Source organism: Acidiphilium iwatense, assembly GCF_021556475.1.
In the GTDB taxonomy this organism is placed as follows: Bacteria; Pseudomonadota; Alphaproteobacteria; order Acetobacterales; family Acetobacteraceae; genus Acidiphilium; species Acidiphilium iwatense.
The window spans coordinates 17684-35499 of sequence record NZ_JAKGBZ010000038.1; the positions used below are offsets into that span (position 1 = coordinate 17684).

Consider the following 17816-nt stretch of genomic DNA (forward strand, 5'->3'; position numbering starts at 1 on the left):
ACGGACGCAACGCAACAGGGCAACAGACAATCATCCATGCGTGCTTGGGCAGTCGTCCAGAACGGTGCGCCCCTCGCCGAAATCGAATTGCCGATGCCTGAGCCGCAAGGCACCGAAATCCTACTGGAAGTCACCCATTGCGGGGTCTGCCATTCCGACCTGCATATCTGGGACGGGTATTACGATCTCGGCAGCGCGGGGCGTTACGAAATCGTCCAGCGCGGCATTGCGCTGCCGCTGGCGCTCGGTCATGAAATCGTCGGCCGGGTGGTCAAGCTCGGACCCGCCGCTTCGGGCGTGAAGCCCGGCGATATCCGCATCGTCTATCCCTGGGCCGGCTGCGGCGAGTGCGCGCACTGCCTGGCAGGCGAGGATAATCTCTGTCCGAAGCCGCGCTCGCTCGGGATTTACCGGAATGGCGGCTTCGCGACCCACGTGATCGCCGCCGAGGCGCAGCATCTGGTCGATCCCGGCGATATCGACCCCGCTTTGGCCGCGACCTATGCGTGTTCCGGCATCACGGTGTTCGCCGCGATCAGGAAGGTGATGCCGCTCGCGCCCGACCAGCCGGTGGTGCTGATCGGCGCCGGCGGGCTCGGGCTGTCGGCGATTTCGGTGTTGAAAGTACTCGGCCATCGGGCGATCGTCAGCGTCGATACTAGCGCGACGAAGCGGGACGCTGCCATACAAGCGGGTGCGACCGCGACGGTCGATGGTGCGGCTGACCGGCTCGACAAAGCGATCGTCGCCGCGTGCGGCGGTCCGCCCGTCGCGATCATCGATCTGGTCAACGGTTCGGGCACCGCACGCGCCGCTCACGCGGCCCTTGCCAAGGGCGGCAAGCTTGTCATGGTCGGGCTGTTCGGCGGCGAACTCACACTCCCGCTGCCCTTCATGCCGATGCGTGCACTTACGATTCAAGGCAGTTTCGTCGGCTCCCCCGGCGATCTGCGCGACCTGGTCGAACTTGCCCAGGGCGGAGCCTTGCCGCCATTACCGATCGAGACGGTGCCGCAACACGATGCCGATGCGGCGCTGCATCGGCTCAAAAATGGAGAGGTGACCGGCCGGCTCGTCCTGGTCGCCGGGGCCGCTTGATCGACAAGCTCGAATATCTTCTGGCTTTGGCGCGCGAAAGGCATTTTGGTCGCGCGGCAGAAAGTTGCGGAGTTACGCAACCGACTTTTTCCGCAGGCATCCGCACGCTGGAAGAAACGCTAGGCATGCCGCTGGTCGAGCGCTCCTCGCGCTTTCAGGGTTTTACCCCGGAAGGCGAACGCGTGCTCGATTGGGCGCGCCGCATCGTGGGCGACATGCGGGCAATGCGCGCGGATATCGGCGCGCTGAAACGCGGGCTCTCCGGCCTTCTGCGCATTGCAGCCATTCCGACTGCGCTCGCCACCATCACCGAGCTCACCACGCCCTATCGCGCCATGCATCCCGATGTCCGCTTTTCGATCCAATCCTGCACATCCAACGAGGTGCTGCGGCGTTTGGAAAATTTCGAGATCGACGCCGGCGTCACCTATCTCGACAATGAGCCGATCGGCCGTACCCGCGTGGTTCCATTTTATCAGGAGCGCTACCGGCTGCTGACGTCGGCCGGAGCACTGCTCGGCCATCGTGACCGGGTGAGTTGGGCCGAACTCGGCCAAATTCCGCTCTGCCTGCTGACACCGGACATGCAGAATCGCCGCATCCTCGACCGGTTGCTGCACAACGCTGGTGTCGAACTCCTGCCAACTCTCGAGAGCAATTCGATCGTCGTGCTGGTCAGTCACGTCCAGACCGGACGCTGGGCCTGTGTGCTGCCCGAAAAGCTGGCTCGGATCTTTGGTCTGACCGAAAAACTGCGCGCGATTCCGATCGTTTCGCCCGAAGAGGTTCACACGGTCGGCCTCGTGTTGCCGGACCGGGAACCGCTGTCGCCGCTGGTGACTGCCCTGGTGCAGATCGCCTCCCAACACGCCAAGGATCTCGCGGACACGCCTTGATAGATTTTTTCTATCGAATGATCTGGCATTTAGCTTGTTTGCTTTGCCGAATTATGGGATACAAAATCCAAACCGTTCGATTGCGGTTGAACGACCAAGACGCCGCAGACTGACGCGGCGACCAAAACGGATGGAAAACGGAACGTAGAAGATGGCAGATACCTCCCAAACGTGGAACGAGGCCGTAGCGCGTGAAATCATCGCCACGCATCACGATCGCGAAGGAGCGATGCTACCGATGCTTCACGCAATTCAGGAGGAATTCGGATATATTCCGCGCGAGGCCGAGCCGGTCATCGCCGAGGCGCTGAACCTCAGCCGCGCGGAAGTTCATGGCGTCATCACCTTCTATCACGATTTCCGCCGTGAGCCGGCGGGACGCCACGTGCTGAAAATCTGCCGCGCCGAAGCCTGCCAGTCGATGGGTTCGGAGGCGAACGCGCATCGGTTGCTGGAGCGGCTCGGCCTGGATTGGGGCGGGACGACGGCGGATGGGCGAATCACGATCGAAGCGGTCTATTGCCTGGGGCTGTGCGCCACCGCGCCCAGCGCGCTGCTTGATGGCGAGCCGGTCGGCAGGCTGGACGCCGCAAGCCTCGAATCCCTGGCGATGGAGGCGGCGTAATGAAAATTTTTGTGCCCAGGGACATGGCCGCGGTCGCGGTAGGTGCCGATCGGGTCGCCGCGGCAATCGAGGCGGAGGCGCGCGCGCGCAACATCCCGGTGAGCATCGTGCGCAACGGCTCGCGCGGGCTGTTCTGGCTGGAGCCGCTGGTCGAGGTAACGACAGCATCGGGGCGGATCGGCTACGGGCCGCTCAGCGAAGCCGACGTGCCGTCGCTGTTCGAGCAGCGCTTTTTCGATGGCGCGCCGCATCCGAAATGTCTCGGCCATGTCGATAAGATTCCGTTTCTCGCCAGGCAGGCGCGCTTCACCTTCGGGCGCGCCGGGGTGATCGATCCGCTCTCGCTCGACGACTATCGCCATCATGGCGGGTTCAAGGGGCTTGAGAGCGCGCTGTCGCTCGGGGGCGTCGGAATTATCGCGGCGGTGAAGGAGAGCGGGCTGCGCGGACGCGGGGGCGCCGGTTTTCCGACCGGGATCAAATGGGAAACCGTCGCGCGCACCCCAGCTTCCCAAAAATACATCGTCTGCAACGCGGATGAAGGCGATTCCGGCACCTTCGCCGATCGCCTGATCATGGAAGCCGATCCGTTCATGCTGATCGAAGGCATGACGATCGCCGGCATCGGCGTCGGCGCCACCAAGGGCTACATCTATCTGCGCTCGGAATATCCGTTTGCGATCCGCATGATGCAGCAGGCGATCGGCATCGCCCGCCACGCCGGATATCTGGGCGCCTCGATCGACGGCAGCGGAGCCGCGTTCGATATCGAGGTTCGGGTCGGCGCCGGCGCCTATGTGTGCGGCGAGGAAACTTCGCTGCTCGACAGCCTGGAAGGCAAGCGCGGCCAGGTTCGCGCCAAGCCGCCGCTGCCGGCGATCAGGGGTTTGTTTGGTAGACCGACCGTCATCAACAACACGATCACGCTCGCGAGTGTGTCGTTTATCATGGCCGAAGGCGCCAAGGCTTACGCCGAAATTGGCTATGGCCGGTCGCGCGGGACGATGCCGGTGCAGCTTGCCGGCAACGTGAAGTTCGGCGGCCTGTTCGAATGCGCCTTCGGCGTTACGCTGGGCGAGTTGGTGAACGACATCGGCGGCGGCACCCATTCCGGCCGTCCGGTGCGCGCGGTGCAGGCCGGCGGCCCGCTCGGCGCCTATTTTCCGCCCGCGCTGTTCGACACGCCCTACGACTACGAGGCTTTCGCCAAAAAGGACGGGCTGATCGGCCATGGTGGCCTCGTCGTGTTCGACGACACCGTGGACATGGCGAAAATGGCGCGGTTCGCGATGAAATTCTGCGCCATCGAATCGTGCGGCAAATGCACGCCCTGCCGGATCGGCGCGGTGCGCGGGACGGAGACCTTCGACAAGATCATCGCCGGTATCGAGCCGGAGCGGAATCTCGCTCTGGTGCGCGATCTTTGCGAGACGATGAAATTCGGCTCGCTGTGTGCGCTGGGCGGCTTCACACCCTATCCGGTGCTCAGCGCGCTCGATCACTTTCCCGAGGATTTCGCGACGCCGCCGCTGCGGCACGCGGCAGAATAAAGGAAAACCGCCATGGGACTCATTCAGGAAATCGACTACGGCACCAAGCCGGCCAATGCGGAAACCCTGGTCAGTCTGACCATCGACGGGGTTGCGGTCAGCGTGCCGGAAGGCACCTCGGTGATGCGCGCGGCGATGGAAATCGGTACTCAGATTCCCAAGCTCTGCGCCTCCGACATGTTGGACAGTTTCGGCTCCTGCCGGCTCTGCCTGGTGGAAATCGAAGGCCGCGCCGGCACGCCGGCATCCTGCACCACGCTGGTCGCCGAAGGCATGGTGGTCCACACTCAGAACGAGCGGCTCGGCCGGATTCGCAAAGGGGTGATGGAACTCTACATTTCCGACCATCCGCTCGATTGCCTGACTTGCTCGGCCAACGGCGATTGCGAATTGCAGGACATGGCCGGCGCGGTCGGCCTGCGCGACGTGCGCTACGGCTATGCAGGCGACAATCACCTCGACGCGGCCAAGGACGTTTCCAATCCGTATTTCCGGTTCGACCCGGCGAAATGCATCGTCTGCTCGCGCTGCGTGCGCGCCTGCGAGGAGGTTCAGGGCACCTTTGCGCTGACCATCGCGGGGCGCGGCTTCGATTCGAAGGTTTCCCCCGGCATGGAGGAGAATTTCTTCGATTCCGAGTGCGTCTCCTGCGGCGCCTGCGTGCAGGCCTGCCCGACCGCGACGCTGATGGAGACATCGGTGATCGAAATCGGCCAGCCCGAGCATTCCGCAGTCACCACCTGTGCCTATTGCGGCGTGGGCTGCTCGTTCAAGGCGGAAATGCGCGGCGAGCAGGTGGTCCGCATGGTGCCTTACAAGGACGGCAAGGCGAATCACGGGCATTCCTGCGTGAAAGGCCGGTTTGCGTGGGGTTATGCCACGCATCGCGACCGCATCACCAAGCCGATGATCCGTGCCAAAATCACCGACCCGTGGCACGAGGTTTCGTGGGACGAGGCGATCGCCCACACCGCGTCGGAGTTCAAGCACATCCAGGCTAAATACGGCCGTTCCTCGGTCGGCGGCATCACCTCCTCGCGCTGCACCAACGAGGAAACCTATCTGGTGCAGAAGCTGGTGCGCGCCGGCTTCGGGAACAACAACGTCGATACCTGTGCCCGCGTCTGCCACTCGCCGACCGGCTATGGCCTGTCGCAGACCTTCGGCACCTCGGCCGGCACCCAGGATTTCGACAGCGTCGAGCAGGCGGATGTTATGCTGCTGATCGGCGCCAACCCGACCGACGGCCACCCCGTCTTCGCCTCGCGGATGAAAAAGCGCCTGCGCGAGGGCGCGAAGCTGATCGTCATCGACCCGCGCCGGATCGACCTCGTCCGCACCCCGCATGTTGAGGCCGAATACCATCTGCCGATCCGCCCGGGCACCAACGTCGCCATCCTGAGCGCGATCGCCCATGTGATCGTGACCGAAAACCTGATCGACGCGGATTATATTCGCGAACGCTGCGACGCTGACGCCTTCGCCCATTGGGCGGAGTTCGTCTCGCAGGAACGCAACAGCCCGGAAGCGCTGGCCGCGACCACCGGCGTCGATCCTGAACTGGTCCGCAAGGCCGCGCGCCTCTACGCGACGGGCGGCAATGGTGCCATCTATTACGGCCTCGGCATCACCGAGCACAGTCAGGGCACCACGGCGGTGATGGCGCTCGCCAACCTCGCGATGGCGACCGGCAATATCGGCCGCGTCGGTGTCGGCGTGAATCCGCTGCGCGGGCAGAATAACGTGCAGGGCAGTTGCGACATGGGCAGCTTCCCGCATGAATATACCGGCTACCGCCATGTCGGCACCGAGAACGTGCGCGAGTCCTTCGAGATCGACTGGGGCATCAAGCTCGACCCCGAGCCCGGCCTGCGCATCCCCAACATGCTCGACGCCGCGATCGACGGCACCTTCATGGGCCTCTACATCCAGGGCGAGGACATCGCCCAGTCCGACCCCGACATCAAGCACATCACCGCCGGGCTCTCGGCGATGGAATGCGTCGTCGTGCAGGATCTGTTCCTCAACGAGACGGCGCAGTTCGCCCATGTCTTCCTGCCGGGTTCGACCTTCCTCGAAAAGAACGGCACTTTCACCAACGCCGAACGCCGCATCCAGCGCGTCCGCAAGGTGATGACACCGAAAAATGGCTACGAGGACTGGGAAATCACCCAGCTCATCTCCAACGCCGTCGGCTTCCCGATGAACTACGCGCATCCCTCCGAAATCATGGACGAGGTCGCGCGGCTGACGCCGACTTTTGCGAACGTGTCGTTCGACCTTCTGGACCGTGTGGGCTCCGTGCAGTGGCCGTGCAACGAAGCCGCCCCCGAGGGCACGCCGATCATGCATATCGATCATTTCGTGCGCGGCCAGGGGCGGTTCTTCGTCACCGAATACGTGCCCACCGACGAAAAGACCGGCCCGCGCTATCCGCTGCTGCTCACCACCGGCCGCATCCTCAGCCAGTACAATGTCGGCGCGCAGACGCGGCGCACTGAAAACTCCGCCTGGCACAAGGAAGATCTGCTGGAAATCCACCCGCACGACGCCGAGCAGCGCGGCGTCACCGACGGTTCCTGGGTCAAGGTCGCCAGCCGTTCCGGCGAGATCGCCCTGCACGCCAAGGTGACCGAACGCGTCGCCCCCGGCGTGGTCTACACCACCTTCCACCACCCGATGACGATGGCGAACATCGTCACCACCGACTATTCCGACTGGGCGACCAACTGCCCGGAATACAAGGTGACGGCGGTGCAGGTCTCGCCGTCGAACGGCCCGACCGACGCGCAGCGCGACTATGCCGAACTCGGCCGCCGCACCCGCCAGATCGAGGTCGCCGCCGCCGAATGACCATGCTGCCCGCGCCGGTCACCAGGGTCGCCGCTACCGCCTTCCGCCACGGCGGCATCGCGGCGATCAGCCGCGCCCTTCCCGAGGAAGCGGCCGTCGCGCTCAGCTACGATCAGGTCGGCTACGCAGTAATGATGGCGACGCCATCCGACCTCGAGGATTTCGCGGTCGGGTTCAGCCTGTCGGAAGGTATCGTCGAACGTCCCGCCGATATCCTCGATTGCGAAATTGTTATGGTGGAACAGGGCATCGAGTGCCGGATGCGCCTTGCGCATGATGTTTCGGCCCGGCTCGCGCAGCGGCGACGCCATCTGGCGGGCGCACTGGGCTGCGGGCTGTGCGGACTGGAAAGCCTGGCCGAGGCGAACCGCGCGATCCCGCGGGTTGGATCTTCCCTTTCGATCGCGGCCCCGGCACTGATGCGGGCAATGCGTGAGATGTCGGCTCGGCAAACGCTGAACCGGCAGGCTCATGGTATTCATGCGGCAGCCTTTCTCGATCCCACCGATCAGTCCGTGCTGGTGCGCGAGGATGTCGGCCGTCACAACGCGCTGGACAAGGTCGTCGGCGGGCTCGCCCGCGCGCAACGCTCCGGCGGTTCGGGCGCGATCCTGCTGACCAGCCGGGTCTCGATCGAGCTGATCCAGAAGGCCGCCCTGCTTGGCGCACCCATTCTCATCGCTGTTTCGGTTCCCACGGCGCACGCGCTGCGCGCCGCCGAGGCTGCCGGCATCACCCTCGCCGCCGTCGCGCGCGACGACGGGTTCGAAGTTTTCACCCATCCATCCCGCATCCGGTTCGGAGTCGAAACCCATGTCGCATGACGTCAACCTGTTGCACCAAGGGCAAGATCAGCGGCTCGTCTATATGGCGAACCAGATCACCACATTCTTCGCCTACGAACCCGATGAGCCGGCAGTCGCCGCGATCGAATCCCATATCCGCAAGTTCTGGGACCCGCGGATGCGCGCGAAAATCATCGCCTATGTCGCTGACGGTGGCGACGGGCTACTGCCGCGGGCACAAAGGGCGATCCGGCAATTACAGGAGATGAACGCAATCTCTTGATATCGATCACAATCCAGCTATAATGAACAATAAATAAAAATCACATACTGGAGGAGATCCACGATGGCTGGCCTCGGTTTTCTTGACCGTGAACAGACGGTCGCTCCCAATGGCTATAACCGCTGGTTGGTACCGCCAGCCGCGCTATGCATTCATTTATGCATCGGTGAAGCCTACGCATTCAGCGTTTTCAACCTGCCGCTGACCAGACTGATCGGCATCACCAAACACGCGCCGGGCGACTGGAATCTCGTCGATGTCGGCTGGATTTTTTCGGTCGCGATCGTGTTTCTCGGCCTTTCCGCGGCGTTTACCGGCACCTGGCTCGACCGGGTCGGGCCGCGTAAGGCGATGACGGCGGCTGCGCTGTGCTTCGGCGGCGGGTTTCTGGTCGCGGCCTTCGGGGTCTCGATCCATAGCCTGCTGGTGGTGTTCCTCGGATATGGCGTGCTCGGTGGAATCGGCCTTGGAATCGGCTATATTTCACCCGTACGGACGCTGATCACCTGGTTTCCCGATCGGCCGGGCATGGCCACCGGCCTCGCGATCATGGGTTTCGGCGGCGGTGCAATGATCGCGGCCCCACTGTCCTTCTTGCTGATGCATCATTTCACGACAGCGACCAGTCTCGGCGTCGCACCGAGCTTCGTCGCCCTTGGCATCATCTATGCCATCTTCATGCTGATCGGTGCCCTGATCGTCCGTGTTCCACCGGCGGGTTGGGCTCCTGCCGGCTATGTCGCGCCGACGACCCAAAAAAAACTGATCTCCGAATACGACGTCACCGCCGACCGCGCGATGGCCACGCCGCAATTCTACTTTCTGTGGTTCGTGCTGTTTCTGAACGTCACGGCCGGTATCGGGGTGATCGGCCAGGCAAGCCCCATGATTCAGGAAATGTTTCATGGCCGGGTAACGGCGGCCACCGCGGCGGGTTTTGTCGGCTTCCTATCGCTGTTCAATATGGGTGGGCGGTTCTTCTGGGCATCGCTATCCGATTGGCTTGGCCGCAAGCCGACTTATTTCGTATTTTTCCTCCTCGGCATCGCACTCTATGTTCTGGTGCCGCATACCGCCCTGCTTGGCAGCGTTGCCCTCACTGCCCTGTGCTTCGGTGTGATCCTGTCGATGTATGGCGGCGGCTTTTCCACCATCCCGGCCTATTTGCGGGATATTTTCGGGGTTCGCCATGTCGGCGCGATCCACGGACGGATTCTCACGGCATGGTCGGCTGCGGGCGTGATGGGGCCGGTGCTGGTCGACTATATCCGCCAGTACCAAATCCATCACGGCGTCGCCAAAGCAGATGCCTATACCATCACTCTTTATATCATGGCGGCGCTTCTGCTGGTGGGCGCGATCTGCAACGCAATGATCTCGCCGGTTGGCGCGCAACACCATGAAGCCATCGCCAGAGCCGCCGAATGAGGACACGATCATGAACGACGCCGCAAATGCGCCAAAGCTTGTCATCTATTGGCTACTGGTCGGCATTCCGCTCGCCTGGGGCGTCTATCACACGCTGATTGCTGCCGGCAAACTCTTCGGACTGTAACGTCAGAGCAATTTCGCCTCGAAGGGCGGCAGATAATCGGGCGCTTCGAATTCGATCACCCAGAGATCGGGATCGAAGCGCCTCTGTTTTTCGATATAGGAATCCACCCGCGCCTCATCGACCGGGTTGGGTCCGGTGGCGCGCAGCCACGCCGGCCTGCCTTCGCCGTCCCGCGTCTGGCTCAAGGCAACGATCCCCATTCTGCCGCGCAGCAGAACGAGAATCCCGCCGGCATCGGCATCGCCCCGATGGATCACCATACCGGGTCGACCATCCGCGGCACCAAGGCGAAGTGCCGCCTGCACCCAGATTCCAGCCTTGACCCGAGGCTCAGACACCGGCTTGATCTATCGACGACCGTGCCGATGCCTGCTCATGTTGCGGTGCGTGCCAATATCTCAAGGAACGTCGTATGCCGTCCGTCACCAGAAAGCCTCTCATGCGCATGTTATGCTCCTTGCCGCTCCTGTTCGCCACACTGGCCGGGTTGTTCGCTTGCGTGCCGCATGCCGAAGCCGCGCCGAAGCTTCAGAAAGTCACTTTCGGGCTTGATTGGCGTGCGGAGGCCGAATATGGCGGCTATTATCAAGCCCTTGCCACCGGTATTTACCGCAAATACGGGCTCGACGTCACGATCCGCCAGGGCGGACCCGAGGTCAATAATGCGCAGCTCCTACTCGCGGGACGGCTCGATTTCGACGTCACCTCGAACGGGTTTCTCGCTTTCAATTTCGTCAAGGAGAAAATCCCGTTCGTCGCCGTCGCGGCGATGTTCCAGAAAGACCCTGACATTCTGCTGGCGCACCACGGCACGGGAGAAACCAGTTTTGCCTCACTGAAAGGCAAACCAATCGCCATTTCAGCGGACGCGCGGGTGAGTTGTGTCTGTTTCTCAAGCACAAATACCATTACAGTGATAGCCAGATCCGGCCCTATGATTTCAATCTCGCACCGTTTTTCACCAACAAGAACCTCGCAGTCCAAGGGTTCCTCACCTCCGAGCCGTTCCTGGTCAAGCAGAAGATCGGGCATTATCCCGTGGTGCTGCGGCTCGACAAAGTCGGGTTCGATGGCTACGCGCAACTGATCGCGACATCGAAAAAACTGATCAAATCCAATCCGTCACTGGTACAGCGCTTCATCGCCGCATCCGCCACTGGCTGGAAATCCTATCTCGACGGCAACCCCGCACCTGCTTTCGCGCTGATCCGCAAGGCGAACCCGGACATGTCGATGTCCCTGTTGAAATACGGCTACGATCAATTGAAGGCGCATGGCATCGTCTCATCCGGCGACGCCAGGACAATGGGTATCGGTGCAATGACCGATGCGCGCTGGAGGTCCTTCTACGAGCAGATGCGTGAAGCAAAACTCTATCCCAAGGGATTCGACTACCGTACGGCCTTCACGCTCCGCTTCGTCGATCATCACCCGATGGGCGTAACGCCCTGACATGACCCCATGCTGCGTTTGACCGGCGCCGGCCGGCGTTTCGTTAACGGCACCATCGCTTTCGCGGATATCGACATGCGAATCGACGCGGGCGAATTCGTGGTCCTGCTCGGCCCCTCCGGCTGCGGCAAATCGACGTTGCTTCGCCTTCTCGCCGGCCTCGATGTGCCCGATACCGGCACGATCGTCTGGAATGACGGCACGCCACCGGCGCCGGGTGATATCGGTTTCGTGTTCCAGGATGCAACCTTGCTGCCCTGGGCAAGTGCGGAACAGAACGTGCATCTGCCGCTGCGCCTCGCCGGCAAGAGCTTCAGTGAAACCCGGAACGAGGTGCGCGCGACCATCGCCCAGCTCGGCCTTGCCGGGTTCGAAGATGCGAAACCCGCTTCGCTATCGGGCGGCATGAAGATGCGGGTCTCGATCGCGCGTGCCCTCGTCTCGCGGCCCCGGCTCCTGCTGATGGACGAACCTTTCGCCGCACTCGACGAATTCACCCGCCACCGGCTGCAGGACGACCTACACGCATTATGGCGCGAGGCACGAACCACCGTGGTTTTCGTCACGCATTCGATTTATGAAACAGCCTATCTCGCCTCCCGTATCCTGGTGATGACACCTCGGCCCGGACGGATCGCCGCGGAAATTCCCTGCCCCCTGCCCGATCCCGCCGATCGCCGGACCGATCCCGCCTATGCTTCACTCACCGCACAGGTCACCGAAACCCTGCGCGCGGTGATGCCGGCATGACAAGCGTCGAACGTGCTGCCCCGATCGCCTTTGGCCTCATCGGACTTGGTCTCTGGCAGGGTGCGGTGAGCAGCCTGCACGTGCCAGTCTATGTGCTGCCCGGACCGACCGCGATCGTCGCTGCTTTCTGGATTGACCACACCTCGCTGCTTATCTCGCTGCTCTCGACCCTCGCGGTCACGGCCGCGGCGCTGGTGGCCGCCGCGTTGCTCGGCATGATCCTCGCTCTCGCCATGGCGGCGAGCCGCGTTGCCCGCGCCGCGATCCAGCCCTGGGCAGTGGTGCTCCAGGTCACTCCGGTTGTTGCCATCGCGCCGCTGATCATCATCTGGGTGAACCAGCAATTCGCCGCTCTGGTTGTCTGCGCCACCATCGTCGCGTTCTTTCCGGTATTGTCGAACACCGCCGCCGGCCTGGCAGCCACGCCGCCCGAGCTTGCGGATCTGTTCCGACTGAACGGTGCCAACCGGCGCCAGACCCTGTTTCTGCTCCGCCTGCCCGCCGCCCTGCCCTATTTTCTCGCCGGACTGCGCATCGCCGGGACTCTTGCACTGGTGGGTGCAGTCGTCGCGGAATTTGTGGCAAGTTCCGGCGGATTCGCGGCCGGGCTCGCCGGGCGGATTCTGGAAGCCGGCTACCGGCTGGAAATACCGCGCATGTTCGCTGCCCTCACGCTTCTCGCCCTTGCCGGAATCACGATCTATGCTGCCCTTGGCTCTTTCGAGCGGGCGGTGCTGCGCCGGTTCGGCGCCGCCTCTTGAAACAAGCCGCACCCTCTGGCACAGGCGCGCTCATGATCCGCAAAATGACCGACGCCCAGATCGCCTACGAACGCAAACGCGCCGCCAAGGCGAATAAAAGTCTCGATGAGTGGCTCAAGATCAAGGCAAAGCAGGAGGCCAAGGTCGCGGCCGCCAGACCCGAACACGCCGGCAAAACGAAAAAGCCGGGCCTGCTAAAGCGCCTGGTCGAGCGCGGCCACAAACCCATTTGAAACTCACTCCACCGCGTTGATATCCGGTGCGTTGGGGTTCTTCATTCCCACGATGTGATAGCCGCAATCAACATGGTGAATTTCGCCGGTCACCCCGCGCGATAAATCGGACAGCAAATATAACCCCGAGGCACCAACCTCTTCGAGCGCCACGTTGCGCTCCAGAGGCGCATTGTACTGGTTCCATTTCAGGATATAGCTGAAGTCACCGATCCCTGATGCGGCCAACGTCTTGATCGGACCGGCGCTGAGCCCGTTCACCCTGATCGCGCTCGATCCGAAATCCGCCGCGAGATAGCGCACCGAGGATTCCAGCGCCGCCTTGGCCACCCCCATCACGTTGTAATGCGGCGTGACCCGCTCGGCACCAAGATAGGTCAAAGTCAGCATGGAACCGCCCCGTTTCATCAGGGCGCCCGCCCGTTGGGCGGCCGCAGTAAAGGAATAGCAGGAGATATCCATCGCCTGGAGGAATGCATCGCGCGGCGTATCGGCATAGCGTCCGCGCAGATACTGCTTGTCGGCGAAGCCAATGGCGTGAACCAGGAAATCGACTTCGCCCCAGCGCGCGGCGACTGTACGGAAGGCGGAATCGAGGGCCGCGTCGTCGGTCACGTCGCAGGGGACCACCAGATCGGAACCGACGCTCTCGGCCAATGGACGGATGCGCTTTTCCAGCGCCTCGCCCTGATAGGTAAAGGCGAGTTCCCCGCCCTGGGCGGCAACGGCCTGAGCGATCGCCCAGGCGATCGAACGGTTATTCGCCACCCCCATGATCACGCCGCGTTTGCCGCGCATCAGCGCGCCCGCGAGCGGAAGGGTGTCTGCGGATTCCTGCATGTCGGGCTCCAAATCTGAACGTCGCCGGCGTGGCGTCGACAGGGTGGTGGCACAAGCCGGCATGACCTATCAAGTATGGGCATCCGCCGGAGAGAGCAACCGATGATCGACTTAGCCGCCGACCCGTTCGACCTGTTCGCGATCTGGATGACGCAGGCCGAGGCGTCCGAACTGAACGATCCCAACGCGATGACCCTTGCCACCACCACGAAAGACGGCCGCCCGTCGGCAAGAATCGTGCTGCTGAAATCCTGGGACAGGCTTGGGTTTGTTTTCTATACAAACCTGGAAAGCCGCAAATCGGACGAAATCGCCGTGAATCCGCACGTCGCCCTCCTGTTCCACTGGAAGAGCCGCAAGCGCCAGATCCGGATCGAGGGCATCGCTGCGCAGGTGAGCGATGCGGAGGCGGATGCCTATTTCGAAACCCGCCCCCGCCTGTCGCGAATCGGTGCCTGGGCGTCCGACCAGTCGCGCCCCCTGCCTGATCGCCGCCTGCTCGAACAGCGCCTGGAACAAGAGATCGCGAAATATGCCGACGCACCGGTGCCGCGCCCGCCGCACTGGTCCGGCTGGTGCGTAACCCCAGAGGCGATCGAGTTCTGGGAAGACCGCGATTTTCGACTCCACGACCGTGCGGTATTCATCTCCACCAGCACTGGCTGGACCGCATCGAGGCTGTATCCATGAGTTTCGACCTCGTCATCCACAACGCGACGCTGCCGGACGGGCGGCGCGGCATGGATATCGGCATCAATGACGGTAAAATCGCCGCCATCGAACCGAGCCTTCCAGTTGTTGCAGCCCGGATCATCGATGCCGCCGGCAATCTGGTGGCCCCGCCTTTCGTCGATTCGCATCTGCATCTCGATTCCGCCCTTTCGCTCGGCCAACCCCGTTTGAACGAAAGCGGCACGTTGCTCGAAGGCATCGCTCTCTGGGGCGAACTCAAGCCGCATCTCACCGTCGAGGCGATCCACGCCCGTGCCCGGCGTCTCTGCCTTTGGTCGATCGCACAGGGCATCGGGGCCGTTCGCTCTCACGTGGATATCTGCGACGACCGTTTGATCGCGGTCGAAGCATTGACCGCTTTGCGCGAAGAGATGGCCCCCTATCTGACCATCCAGCTTGTCGCCTTCCCGCAGGACGGCTTCCTGCGCTATTCGAAAGCGCGCGAAAACCTCCTCCGCGCGCTGGATAAAGGCGTCGATATCGTGGGCGGCATCCCACATTTCGAGCGCACCATGGCGGACGGCGCCGAAAGCGTGCGACAGTTGATGGCCATCGCCGCAGAACGCGGTCTCGCCGTCGATATGCATTGCGATGAGACCGATGATCCCCATTCGCGCCATATCGAAACCCTGGCGGCCGAAACGGCGCGGCACGGCATGCACGGCCGCGTCACCGGCTCGCACCTGACCTCGCTGCACTCGATGGACAATTACTATGCGAGCAAGCTGATCCCGTTGATCGCCGAGGCTGGGATTTCCGCGATCCCCAATCCCCTGATCAACATCACTCTTCAGGGACGGCACGATACCTACCCCAAGCGGCGCGGTATGACCCGCGTGCCGGAACTGATGGCAGCCGGGGTGAACGTCGCTTTCGGCCATGATTGCGTGATGGACCCATGGTATCCACTGGGCAGCCACGACATGCTGGAGGTGGCCGCGATGGGCTTGCATGTCGCGCAAATGACCGGTCTCGCCGGAATGCGCACCTGTTTCGATGCCGTGACCACCAACGCTGCGCGTGCGATGGGCCTCGCCGATTACGGGGTTTCGGTCGGCTGCCGTGCCGATCTCGTCGTGCTCGATGCCGCCGACCCGATCGAGGCGATCCGCACGCGCGCCACCCGACGCTATGTGCTACGCGGCGGTACGGTCATTGCAGAAACACCACCCCGCCGCAGCCGCGTCATTTTTGAAAACGACATCGTCGAGGTAGATTTACGCCTACCGCATTGATGCCATATTCGCGGTGAACCCTGCGAACAGACAAGAGGAGAGACATGATGTCCCGGCATGATCTGACACGGCGTGCCTTATGGACTGGAAGCATGGCCTTGATTGGTATCGCATCAACGGCTCCATTCGCAGAAGCCCAAAACCTGTCGCTGAACTTCAATTTCGGTTCGCCGGGATATAATGTCGGTTATTGGGCTCCTCCACCGTATTATCGGAGATATTATTCCCCACCGCTTTATGCGCAGTATATGATGTGGTATTATTACCCCTCGCAATACTACCGCTACTATTACGCTCCACCACCACCACCGCCGCCTGGCACTCCGCGTCCGCCGCGGCCACCTTACGGTGCCCCTCTTCCACCGCCACCCGGCCGGTTTTTCTCAGGACTCCGAATGCCGCGCCCCCGCCCTTATCCAGGCGCGCCGCACGCACGCCCCGGCGGACCGATCCCCCATTGGCGCTCTGCTTTTAGACCACCGGGACGGCCAGGTCCTGTCGGTCCTGGAGGCCCTGGTGGATCTGGGCGTCCTGGCGGGCCAGGCAGACCCGGCGGACCGGGTAGAGGACCGGGCGGTCCCAGCCGGGGTTCGGGCGGGCCGCCACATCCCTGATTCTGCCAAGCGAAGCCGCCGCCCTGCAAACGCATAAGTGACACCCGGCACCATCGTGGCGATCGCTCTAGGCAGCGGTCATCCGATGCACAATTATGCCAGCATGTCTGCCTCATCCCTGGCTGAAAATCGGCGTGCTTCCGCTATTTCGCAGCCCAAGGTCGCCCTGGTCCCGATGACGATTGGGGTCGGCCTCGGTCTCGGGCTTGGATCGTTCGCCGGCGGCGCCCTGCAGAGCATCTACCCCTATGTCGCCGGCACACTCGCGACCAGCAGCGATCACGCGCTTTGGACGCTGACGTATTTCCTGGTCCACTGGGCGCTCGGCATCGCATTGATGCCCTGGTTTTCACGAAAATTCGGGCTCAAGCGCCTGTTCATCCTGTGCGTGATCATGCTCGCCTCGAGCAGCGCTCTCGCTATCATCGCCAAGTCGCTCATGCTCATGCTGGTAGCGCGCGGTGCCCAGGGCATCTCCGCCGGCATCTGGTGCAGACATTGCTGCTCGGTCATTACCCGAAGCATTTGCACACCCTCGCCACAGCGCTCTGGAGCAACGTGATGCTGGCGCCGTTCTTCCTCGGCCCGGCCGTCGGGGGTTGGCTCGCGACCAATTATTCCTGGCTCGACATTTTCTGGTTGGTGCTGCCGCTCTCTGTCGTCTCGATTGCCCTGGTGCAGATCGCCCTGCCCGACGACCGACCCACCACGCCGCCCCCGCGTTTTGATATTTTCGGACTCGGTCTTCTCTGGCCCGGATTGATCGCCTTGCAGATCGTTCTCGACCAGGGCGAGCAGTTCGGCTGGTTCCATTCGGTGTTCATCAGTCACGTCGCCCTGGTAGCGACGCTGTTGCTGGTCCTGTTCGTCATCTGGGAATTGTTCGAGCCTTCGCCGCTGTTGCAACTGCGCTATCTGGCGCGGCGGAATTTCGGTTTCGGCCTGCTGCTTCTCTGTCTCGGCTGGTCGATCTTCGTCGGCTGGAGTTCGATCCTGCCGCTCTGGTCGGAAACCGATCTCGGCTTCAACGGCTGGTGGGGCGGTGTGCTTCTGATCCCCCTTGCCATCACCGCGATCCCGATCGCCGCCCTGATGAGCAAACTCACCCAGTTCTTCAGCCTGCGCGCGCTCGCCGTCGGCTGCTTCGTGATCTATGCGGGCGCCTATGCCGTCGCTTTCTTCGATCCATCGGTCGGTCTCGCCGCGACGATGCCGAGCGAACTGATCCAGGGCATCGCCGTCGGCATGCTGTTCGTGCCGCTGACCATGATCGTCCTGTCCGGCATCCCGCCTGAAGAACTGGCCGTCGCCTCGACCACCAGCAATTTCATTCGGGTATCCAGCGCCAATCTCGGTGTCACGCTACTCACCACCCTGTGGCAACGCCGGACCGCGCATTTCGAAAGCCATATGCGCACCGTGATGCCGCGGTGGCTGTGACAATGGATTCTGGCCCACTTGTGCTGATGAATTCTGGCCCACCTCCCGGGGTTGGACAGGCAGGGCCGCCCCGCGGGGCGGCCCTGCCTGTCAGCGGTTCTTTTTCTCCTTCCT

19 protein-coding genes and 1 pseudogene are annotated in these 17816 nt (G+C 62.7%); 18 read left to right on the top strand and 2 right to left on the bottom strand.

Features of this window, described 5'->3' with window-relative positions; all coding sequences use genetic code 11:
* Positions 1–93 precede the first annotated feature (93 nt).
* From L2A60_RS15580 to L2A60_RS21025, 9 genes are all read left to right on the top strand, one after another.
* Complete coding sequence (locus tag L2A60_RS15580) at positions 94–1098, top strand: alcohol dehydrogenase (protein ID WP_235705370.1); 1005 nt, start codon at positions 94–96, stop codon at positions 1096–1098.
* Positions 1095–1994, top strand: a complete 900-nt coding sequence (locus L2A60_RS15585; protein WP_235705371.1) for a LysR family transcriptional regulator — start codon at positions 1095–1097, stop codon at positions 1992–1994. Before L2A60_RS15580 ends, L2A60_RS15585 begins: the two co-directional genes overlap by 4 nt.
* A 151-nt stretch (positions 1995–2145) precedes the next feature.
* On the top strand, positions 2146–2619 hold the full coding sequence (locus tag L2A60_RS15590; protein ID WP_235705372.1) for a formate dehydrogenase subunit gamma: 474 nt from the start codon (positions 2146–2148) through the stop codon (positions 2617–2619).
* Complete coding sequence (locus L2A60_RS15595; protein ID WP_235705373.1) at positions 2619–4169, top strand: formate dehydrogenase beta subunit; 1551 nt, start codon at positions 2619–2621, stop codon at positions 4167–4169. Before L2A60_RS15590 ends, L2A60_RS15595 begins: the two co-directional genes overlap by 1 nt.
* A 12-nt stretch (positions 4170–4181) precedes the next feature.
* Positions 4182–7022 carry a formate dehydrogenase subunit alpha gene (gene fdhF, locus L2A60_RS15600; RefSeq protein WP_235705374.1) on the top strand — a complete coding sequence of 947 codons (2841 nt, stop codon included), beginning with the start codon at positions 4182–4184 and terminating at the stop codon, positions 7020–7022.
* Entirely contained in the window at positions 7019–7846 is an 828-nt protein-coding gene (fdhD, locus tag L2A60_RS15605) for a formate dehydrogenase accessory sulfurtransferase FdhD (RefSeq protein WP_235705375.1), read from the top strand. The genes fdhF and fdhD overlap by 4 nt, the downstream gene beginning before the upstream one ends.
* Complete coding sequence (locus L2A60_RS15610; protein WP_235705376.1) at positions 7836–8090, top strand: formate dehydrogenase subunit delta; 255 nt, start codon at positions 7836–7838, stop codon at positions 8088–8090. Before fdhD ends, L2A60_RS15610 begins: the two co-directional genes overlap by 11 nt.
* 63 nt (positions 8091–8153) lie before the next feature.
* Positions 8154–9518, top strand: a complete 1365-nt coding sequence (locus L2A60_RS15615; RefSeq protein WP_235705377.1) for an L-lactate MFS transporter — start codon at positions 8154–8156, stop codon at positions 9516–9518.
* A 10-nt stretch (positions 9519–9528) separates the two neighbouring features.
* Positions 9529–9645, top strand: coding sequence for an MFS transporter small subunit (locus L2A60_RS21025; RefSeq protein ID WP_456237174.1), 117 nt, complete (start codon positions 9529–9531; stop codon positions 9643–9645).
* Positions 9646–9647: 2 nt separating this feature from the next.
* On the opposite strand, the gene L2A60_RS15620 is transcribed toward L2A60_RS21025, so the two are convergent.
* Positions 9648–9983, bottom strand: a complete 336-nt coding sequence (locus tag L2A60_RS15620; protein ID WP_235705378.1) for a DUF1491 family protein — start codon at positions 9981–9983, stop codon at positions 9648–9650.
* A gap of 107 nt (positions 9984–10090) precedes the next feature.
* On the opposite strand from L2A60_RS15620, the pseudogene L2A60_RS20630 reads away from it, so the two are divergent.
* The 5 genes and pseudogenes from L2A60_RS20630 to L2A60_RS15640 all read left to right on the top strand — a co-directional run.
* Positions 10091–10450, top strand: a pseudogene (locus L2A60_RS20630) (ABC transporter substrate-binding protein); the annotation flags it as partial.
* Between the two features lie 74 nt (positions 10451–10524).
* The gene (locus tag L2A60_RS20635; protein WP_268920282.1) at positions 10525–11097 is read left to right on the top strand and encodes an ABC transporter substrate-binding protein; all 573 of its coding nucleotides are present in this window, start codon (positions 10525–10527) and stop codon (positions 11095–11097) included.
* A gap of 9 nt (positions 11098–11106) precedes the next feature.
* Positions 11107–11847 carry an ABC transporter ATP-binding protein gene (locus tag L2A60_RS15630; protein WP_235705379.1) on the top strand — a complete coding sequence of 247 codons (741 nt, stop codon included), beginning with the start codon at positions 11107–11109 and terminating at the stop codon, positions 11845–11847.
* Positions 11844–12608, top strand: a complete 765-nt coding sequence (locus L2A60_RS15635) for an ABC transporter permease (protein WP_235705380.1) — start codon at positions 11844–11846, stop codon at positions 12606–12608. The genes L2A60_RS15630 and L2A60_RS15635 overlap by 4 nt, the downstream gene beginning before the upstream one ends.
* A gap of 32 nt (positions 12609–12640) precedes the next feature.
* Entirely contained in the window at positions 12641–12841 is a 201-nt protein-coding gene (locus L2A60_RS15640) for a hypothetical protein (RefSeq protein ID WP_235705381.1), read from the top strand.
* 3 nt (positions 12842–12844) lie between these two features.
* Here L2A60_RS15640 and fabI read toward each other — a convergent pair whose 3' ends face one another.
* Positions 12845–13681, bottom strand: coding sequence for an enoyl-ACP reductase FabI (fabI, locus tag L2A60_RS15645; protein ID WP_235705382.1), 837 nt, complete (start codon positions 13679–13681; stop codon positions 12845–12847).
* A 75-nt stretch (positions 13682–13756) separates the two neighbouring features.
* Between fabI and pdxH the strand changes: the two genes are divergently transcribed.
* The 4 genes from pdxH (at position 13757) to L2A60_RS15665 (ending at position 17702) form a co-directional block, all read left to right on the top strand.
* Positions 13757–14371 carry a pyridoxamine 5'-phosphate oxidase gene (pdxH, locus tag L2A60_RS15650; RefSeq protein ID WP_262313196.1) on the top strand — a complete coding sequence of 205 codons (615 nt, stop codon included), beginning with the start codon at positions 13757–13759 and terminating at the stop codon, positions 14369–14371.
* Positions 14368–15648, top strand: a complete 1281-nt coding sequence (locus L2A60_RS15655; protein WP_235705384.1) for an amidohydrolase family protein — start codon at positions 14368–14370, stop codon at positions 15646–15648. The genes pdxH and L2A60_RS15655 overlap by 4 nt, the downstream gene beginning before the upstream one ends.
* A 789-nt stretch (positions 15649–16437) precedes the next feature.
* Entirely contained in the window at positions 16438–16824 is a 387-nt protein-coding gene (locus L2A60_RS15660) for an MFS transporter (protein ID WP_235705385.1), read from the top strand.
* The gene (locus tag L2A60_RS15665; protein ID WP_235705386.1) at positions 16752–17702 is read left to right on the top strand and encodes an MFS transporter; all 951 of its coding nucleotides are present in this window, start codon (positions 16752–16754) and stop codon (positions 17700–17702) included. The genes L2A60_RS15660 and L2A60_RS15665 overlap by 73 nt, the downstream gene beginning before the upstream one ends.
* The last annotated feature ends 114 nt before the right edge of the window (positions 17703–17816 follow it).